At 74.3% G+C, this 7,124-nt stretch carries 6 protein-coding genes; 2 read left to right on the top strand and 4 right to left on the bottom strand.

Going from position 1 to position 7,124, the window contains the following annotated elements:
* Window positions 1-7: 7 nt before the first annotated feature.
* On the top strand, window positions 8-610 hold the full coding sequence (locus POF43_RS18800; RefSeq protein WP_271322871.1) for a uridine kinase family protein: 603 nt from the start codon (window positions 8-10) through the stop codon (window positions 608-610).
* Window positions 611-1,029: 419 nt separating this feature from the next.
* Window positions 1,030-3,006: an AAA family ATPase gene (locus tag POF43_RS18795; protein ID WP_271322870.1), complete on the top strand. Its 1,977-nt coding sequence runs from the start codon at window positions 1,030-1,032 to the stop codon at window positions 3,004-3,006.
* A 25-nt stretch (window positions 3,007-3,031) separates the two neighbouring features.
* On the opposite strand, the gene POF43_RS18790 is transcribed toward POF43_RS18795, so the two are convergent.
* From POF43_RS18790 to hisG, 4 genes are all read right to left on the bottom strand, one after another.
* The gene (locus POF43_RS18790; RefSeq protein WP_271313822.1) at window positions 3,032-4,141 is read right to left on the bottom strand and encodes a hemolysin family protein; all 1,110 of its coding nucleotides are present in this window, start codon (window positions 4,139-4,141) and stop codon (window positions 3,032-3,034) included.
* Entirely contained in the window at window positions 4,138-5,466 is a 1,329-nt protein-coding gene (locus POF43_RS18785) for a hemolysin family protein (protein WP_271313823.1), read from the bottom strand. Before POF43_RS18785 ends, POF43_RS18790 begins: the two co-directional genes overlap by 4 nt.
* Window positions 5,467-5,692: 226 nt before the next feature.
* Window positions 5,693-6,187 carry a PH domain-containing protein gene (locus POF43_RS18780; RefSeq protein ID WP_372516068.1) on the bottom strand — a complete coding sequence of 165 codons (495 nt, stop codon included), beginning with the start codon at window positions 6,185-6,187 and terminating at the stop codon, window positions 5,693-5,695.
* On the bottom strand, window positions 6,184-7,032 hold the full coding sequence (gene hisG / locus POF43_RS18775) for an ATP phosphoribosyltransferase (protein ID WP_271313824.1): 849 nt from the start codon (window positions 7,030-7,032) through the stop codon (window positions 6,184-6,186). The genes POF43_RS18780 and hisG overlap by 4 nt, the downstream gene beginning before the upstream one ends.
* Between the last annotated feature and the right edge of the window lie 92 nt (window positions 7,033-7,124).

The raw sequence follows: 7,124 nt of genomic DNA, 5'->3' as shown, positions 1-7,124 counted from the left end.
CTCCCCCATCCCGGTGTCGGCCGCAGCCCTGGCGGAGTCGCTGGGCCGGGTGCCGCCGTCGTGCGGGCCGGTGCGGCTGGTGGCGGTGGACGGTCACGCGGGGTCCGGCAAGAGCACGTTCGCCGACTGGCTGGCGCGCGGGGAGGTGCCGGTGGTCCATCTGGACGACGTCGCCACGCACGACGAGCTGTTCGGCTGGACGCGGCGGCTGCGGGCGACGCTGCTGGAGCCGCTGGCCCGCGGGGCGGACGCCGAGGTGCCGGTGTACGACTGGGTGGCGCGGCGGTTCGGCCCGGCGGTGCGGGTGCCGTGCGCGCCGCTGGTGCTGATCGAGGGGGTGGGCGCCGGGCGGGCGGCACTGCGGCCGTACCTGGCACGGGTGCTGTGGATGGACGTCGACCAGGAGACCGCCGGGGCCGCCGGGCGGTTGCGCGACGGGCCGGAGCTGGACGCCTTCTGGGCGCGCTGGACGCGGGCCGAACGGGAGCACTTCGCCGCCGACCCGACCCGGCCGTTCGCCCACGCGACGGTGTCGCGGCGCACCGGCGGCTATGCGATCACCCCGGGGCCACGAGCCGTCCTCGATCCGGACTTCAGTGACACAGCGTAATGTGTCGCGGCCGGTGCGCTGCGAACCGGACGCCGGCTCCGGTCCGGCTCCCGAGCAGGGTTGACCCGGGGGGCGTACAGGACTTACGTTCTCAATGCGCGGCCGACAGCGGGCCGCCGACAAGCGCGAAGCCCCCGGTTGTTCCCCCGTGACCGGGGGCTTCGTCCTTTCCCGGCGTGCGGAATCCGCCCTTTGCCCCTTTGCTCCCCGGCGTCGATCTCACCCTGCGTCACGACGCCGTGGCGGGTACGACGACGACGGCCTCTTCCCTCCGGGAGGACCGCGGGTACCATGCGCAAGGGCGTGGCCGGTTGCTGTCACTCGGCGCGCTCCGGCGCCAACTCGTGGACCAGAGAAGGCGGTTGTGGCCCGGTCGGGTAACGGCGGGCAGACCGGGGGCTCGGTTGTGGGGGGATTCGATGGACTTCGGACCGGAGCGCTCCGGCGCCCCCGCCGATCAGGCCTGGCTGCGCGGCGTCGACGCCTACACCGTCGCCGCCTACGGCCGCGCGGAGGAGGAGTTCCGCGAGGCGGTCCGGCTCGACCCGGGGATGGCGGACGGCTGGCTGGGGCTGCACGCGCTGCGCGCCGACACCTCCGGCGCGCTGCTGCGCATGCACCGGCACCGGGACCGCTTCGGTGAGCAGCGCGCCCGGTACGGCAGGTCGCTGGGGTCGTGGTACTGGCTGGGCTGGTGGGTGCAGCCGGTGCTGGAGAGCGAACAGGACCTGGCACTGGCCTACGCCTCGCACTGGCTGGACGAGCGGCACCTGGCCGAACTCGACCGGGCGCTGGCCGGCTGCCCGAGCCCGGACGAGGACCCCCGCACCCGTTTCCTGCACGCCTGCCGGGCCTACCTGCTCAAGGAGTGGGAGACGCTGGTCCGGCACACCCAGCCGCTGCTGGACGACGCGCTGCTGGGCGTGGAGGCCGGGCTGTTCGCCGGGATGGCCCGGGTGCGGCTGGAGATGTGCGGCCAGGCCGAGCCGATACTCGCCAACGCCCTGATGCGCTGCCGCAGCGAGCAGCCGCAGCGCAAGGAGCTGCGGTACTGGCTGGCCCGGGCCCATGAGGGCAACGGCCGGACCGCCGCGGCCCTGCCGCTGTACCGCGCGGTCCACGGGGTGGACGCCGCCTTCATGGACACCGAGGCCCGGCTGGCCGCCATCACCGTCGGCGAGGACGACCTCGACGCCCCCGGGCAGTACGCCCCGCCCGCGCCGACCGCCGGCTACGGCCCGTCGAGCGAGGCGGCCAACGGGACGGTGAACGGCGCGGCCGGCGGTTCCGGTGACGGCGGTGCGGCGGCCGCCTTCGGCCGGGAGGACGGCGGGACCGGCACGGCCGGCGCGGGCCGCACCCCGGTGGACAGCAGGCTGCTGGGCATCGACCCGGCCGACGCCCTCGACCCGGGTCCGGCCGGCGCCGCGCTGCCGGCCACCGCGGACGGCACCGCGTTACGGGCCGCCCCCTCGCCGGCGCCGATGTTCGCGGCCGGGATACCGGTCGGCTCGGCCGATCCGGTGCTGCTGGAGCAGGCGCTGGGCGAACTGGAGCGGATGGTCGGCCTGGAGCCGGTCAAACGCCAGGTGCGGGCGCTGTCGGCGCAGTTGCGGATGGCCAGGCTGCGGGCCGGCCAGGGCCTGCCGGTGCAGCCGCCGAAACGGCACTTCGTCTTCTCCGGCCCGTCCGGCACCGGCAAGACCACGGTGGCCCGCATCCTGGGCCGGGTCTTCTACGCCCTGGGCCTGCTGGGCGGCGACCACCTGGTGGAGGCCCAGCGGTCCGACCTGGTCGGGGAGTTCCTCGGCCAGACCGCGGTCAAGGCCAACGACCTGATCGACTCCGCGCTCGGCGGCGTGCTGTTCGTCGACGAGGCCTACAGCCTGGCCAACCCCGGCTACGGCAAGGGCGACGCGTACGGCGACGAGGCGTTGCAGGTGCTGCTGAAGCGGGCCGAGGACAACCGGGACCGGCTGGTGGTGATCCTGGCCGGCTACCCCGAGGGCATGGACCGGCTGCTGGCCGCCAACCCGGGCCTGTCGTCCCGCTTCACCACCCGCGTCGACTTCCCCAGCTACCGGCCGCCGGAGCTGACCCGCATCGGTGAGGCGCTGGCCACCGAGGGCGGCGACCGCTGGGACCCCGAGGCGCTGGACGAACTGCGCAGCATCAGCCGCCACGTGGTCGCCGAGACGTGGATCGACGAGCTGGGCAACGGCCGCTTCCTGCGCACCCTGTACGAGAAGAGCTGCGCCTACCGCGACCTGCGGCTGTCGGGCTACCCCGGCACGCCGGACCGCGCCGACCTGTCGACGCTGCGGCTGCCGGACCTGATGCAGGCCTACGGCGAGGTGCTGGCCGGGCGGGGACCGGGGCTGCCGCCGACCGGGTGACGGCGGCGGCGGCCCCGGTGCGGCGTCAGCGGGCCAGCGCCGAGGAGGTGGCCGCGGCCTTGCGGCGGGCGGCCACCAGCGGGGCCGGCATCGGGTCGGCCTTGCGGTGCGAGGGGTCGTGCACCTCGCCGACCAGCACCTCCAGCACGTCCTCCAGCGCCACCAGGCCCAGCACCGCGCCGTCCGGCCCGGCCACCGCGGCCAGGTGGGAGGCGGCACGCCGCATCGCGGTGAGCGCGTCGTCCAGCGGCAGGTCGCCGCGCAGCGTGGCCATCCGGCGCCACAGCCGGGCCGGCACCGGCCGGCCGGCCTCGTCGCTGTCCTGGAGTTCCAGCACGTCCTTGACGTGCAGGTAGCCGAGGAAGTCGCCGTCGGGGCCCTGGATCGGGAAGCGCGAGTACCCGGTGGCGACGGTCAGCCGTTCGACCTCGGCCGGGGTGACCGACGGGCTGAGGGTGACCAGCTTGTCCGGCTCCAGCAGCACGTCGGTGACCGGGCGGCTGCCCAGCTCCAGCGCGTCGGACAGCCGTTCCTGCTCACCGGGGTCGAGCAGCCCGGCCTGGCCGGAGTCCTCCACCAGGTAGGTCAGCTGCTCGCTGGTGAAGACCGCCTCGACCTCGTCCTTCGGCTCGACCCGGAACAGGCGCAGGATCAGCCGGGCGGACGCGCCGAGCACCACGATGACCGGCTTGAAGACGCCGGCGAACGCGACCAGGCCGGGGCCCAGCCACAGCGCGGCCTTCTCCGGGGCGGCCATCGCCAGGTTCTTCGGCACGAGCTCGCCGATGACCAGGTGGAGGAAGACCACCAGGGCCAGCGCGATGACGTAGCCGATCGGGTGGACCAGGCCGGCGGGCAGGCCGGTGGCGGCGAACACCGGCTCCAGCAGCTTGGTGACGGTCGGCTCGGCGACAGCGCCCAGGGTCAGCGAGCAGACGGTGACGCCGAACTGGGCGGCGGCCATCATCTGCGGCAGGTTCTGCAGCCCGTGCAGCACGGTGCGGGCCCGGCGGACCTCGCGGGCCAGCGGTTCGATCTGGCTGCGGCGCACCGAGACCATGGCGAACTCGGCGCCGACGAAGAAGCCGTTGACCAGCACCAGCAGCAGGGCCAGCAGCAGTTGCAGAACACTCATCGTTCGGACTCCTGCCCGGCCGGGTGACGGACAAGCCGAACGCGTTCGGCGCGGTGGTGGCCGACGTCGAGCACCCGCAGCCGCCAGCCGGGCAGCGCGGCGGTGTCGCCGGGCACCGGGATGCGGCCGAGGTGGTCGGCGACCAGCCCGGCCACGGTCTCGTACGGGCCCTGCGGCACGTCGAGGCCTATCCGGGCGAGGATGTCGACCCGGCAGCTGCCGTCGGCGTCCCAGGCGGGGTGACCGTCCTGGGCGGGGGCCTGCGACAGTTCCGGCAGCCCGTCGTCCTCGTCGTCGTGCTCGTCGCGGACCTCGCCGACCAGCTCCTCGACGATGTCCTCCAGCGTGACGACGCCGGCGGTGCCGCCGTACTCGTCGACCACCACCGCGATCGGCTGCTGGCTGCGCAGCTGCTCCAGCAGGCTCTGCACCGGCAGGGTCTCCGGGACCAGCAGCGGTGCCACCGCGATCCGGCCGACCGGGGTGCGGTCGCGCAGGTGCGGTTCGACCGACAGCGCGTCCTTGAGGGTGACCATGCCGACGACCTCGTCCAGCCGCTCGCGGTAGACCGGGAAGCGGGACAGGCCGGTGGCCCGGGTCAGGTTGAGCACGTCGGCGGCGGTGGTGGTGTCCTCCAGCGCGCTGACCTTGACCCGGGCGGTCATCACCGACTGCGCGGTGAGCTCGCCGAGGTTGAGGGTGCGCACGAACAGGTCCGCGGTGTCCTCCTCGATGGCGCCGGCCCGGGCGGAGTGCCGGGCGAGGGAGACCAGTTCGGTGGGCGTGCGGGCGGAGGCCAGCTCGTCGGTGGGCTCCACGCCCAGCGCCCGGACCAGCCGGTTCGCGGCGCCGTTGAGCAGCTCGATGACGGGCCGGAAGATCCGGCTGAAGACCCGCTGCGGGCCGGCCACCACGCGGGCGACCTCCAGCGGGCGCGAGACGGCCCAGTTCTTCGGGACGAGTTCGCCGATCACCATCTGGACGGCGGAGGCCACCAGCATGCCGACGACGACCGCCACCCCGGGCGCCCAGGCGTGCGGCAGGCCGACGGCGACCAGCGGGCCGGCCAGCAGGTGGCCCAGGGCCGGTTCGGCGAGCATGCCGACGACCAGCGAGGTGATGGTGATGCCGAGCTGGGTGCCGGACAGCTGGAAGGACAGCTTGCGCAACGCGGCGACCACGCTGTCGGCACGGCGGTCGCCCTCGGCGGCGGCCCGCTCGGCCTCCGGGCGTTCCACCGTCACCAGGCCGAACTCGGCGGCGACGAAGAATCCGTTGGCCAGGATGAGCAGGAAGGCCGCGGCGAGCGGCAGCAGTGCGGTCATGCCGCCACCGCCACGCGATGAGCGCTGGGCGTGGGGGCGGCGCAGGTACTACAGGACGGTTCGTCCATCGCCGGGAAGGAGTCACTCCTTGAATCGTGGTGGTCCCCCGCGCGCCCGGAATACTCGCGGGCGGATCTGGCGGTGGGACGGGCGCTGACGGCGCCGCGCCGTACCAGAGTAGTGAACGGACCGCCGGGAGGGGAGGTCCGGTGGGCTGCCCGGGGGGTCAGGCGTCCGGATGCCCGGTGCCGTAGGCCTCGGCGAGGTCCCGCAGCCGGGCCGCGTCGCGCCGGGCGAGCCGCTTGCCGTTGCCGGGCTGGATGCCCATGGCGGCCATGCTGGTGCCGTCGGCCAGGTCGAGGTAGACCCACGGGTCGCCGCTGCGCAGGTGCACGCCGAGCACCTCGGCCCAGGCCAGACGGCGTTTGACCAGCAGGTTCACCACGGTGACGCCGTCCGGGGCGGCGACCACCTTGGGGCGGCTGAGCAGCACCATGAGCGCACAGATCAGCAGCCCGGCCGGCGGCATCTCGACCCGGGCGGCCGCCGCGTAGGGCGGCGGCATCAGCAGGGCGACGGTGGTGAACGTCACCAGGACGGCGAAGCCCACCGAGAGCAGGACCAGCCGGGTGCGCACCGGGCGGAACGTCACCGGCAGCGGGGTGAGCCGGTCGGCGCCCGGCACGTCGGCGGGCGGTTCCCCGGCGGCCCCGCCGGTCACAGCCGGCAGGCGTGGATGCCGGTGGTGAGGATGGCGCGGGCGCCGAGGTCGTACAGGTCGTCCATGATCCGCTGGGCCTCGCCGGTGGGGACCATGGAACGGACCGCGACCCAGCCCTCGTGGTGCAGCGGGGAGATGGTCGGCGACTCCAGGCCGGGGGTGAGCGCGACGGCCTGCTCGACCTTCTCGGCGCGGATGTCGTAGTCCATCATCACGTAGCGGCGGGCGACCAGGACGCCCTGCATGCGGCGCAGGAACTGGCGGACCTTGGGGTCCTCCGCCTCGGCGCCGATCTGCCGGATGACGACCGCCTCGGACTGCAGGATGGGCTCGCCGATGATCTCCAGGCCGGCCTGCCGCAAGGTGGTGCCGGTCTCGACCACGTCGGCGATGACCTGGGCGACGCCGAGCTGGATGGCGGTCTCCACCGCGCCCTCCAGCTGCACCACGGCCGCCTGCACCCCGTGCTCGGCCAGGTGCTTCTCCACCAGGCCGGGGAAGGAGGTGGCGATGGTCAGCCCGCCGAACCGCGACACGTCGGTGACGGTGTCGGGCCGGGTGGCGTAGCGGAAGGTGGAGGAGCCGAAGCCGAGCTGGAGGATCTCCTCGGCGCCGGCGCCGGAGTCCAGCAGCAGGTCGCGGCCGGTGATGCCGATGTCGAGCCGGCCGGAGCCGACGTAGGTGGCGATGTCGCGCGGCCGCAGGAAGAAGAACTCGACCTGGTTCTGCCCGTCGACGAGCACCAGTTCCCTGCGGTCCTTGCGCTGGCGGTATCCGGCCTCATGGAGCATCGCCGAGGCGGGCTCGGAGAGTGCACCCTTGTTGGGGACGGCGATGCGCAGCATGGGGAGCGGATCCTTCGCGGTTCGGTACGGGTTCGTGGTCGGCGGGGCCGGGCCGGCGCGGTCGCCGGTCCGGGAGGGGGAGGCGCCGCCGG

This window comes from Streptantibioticus silvisoli (genome assembly GCF_027947535.2).
GTDB lineage: Bacteria > Actinomycetota > Actinomycetes > Streptomycetales > Streptomycetaceae > Streptantibioticus_C > Streptantibioticus_C silvisoli.
The sequence above is the reverse complement of the archived record's forward strand: the minus strand, read 5'-3'. Positions and strand labels throughout refer to the sequence as shown.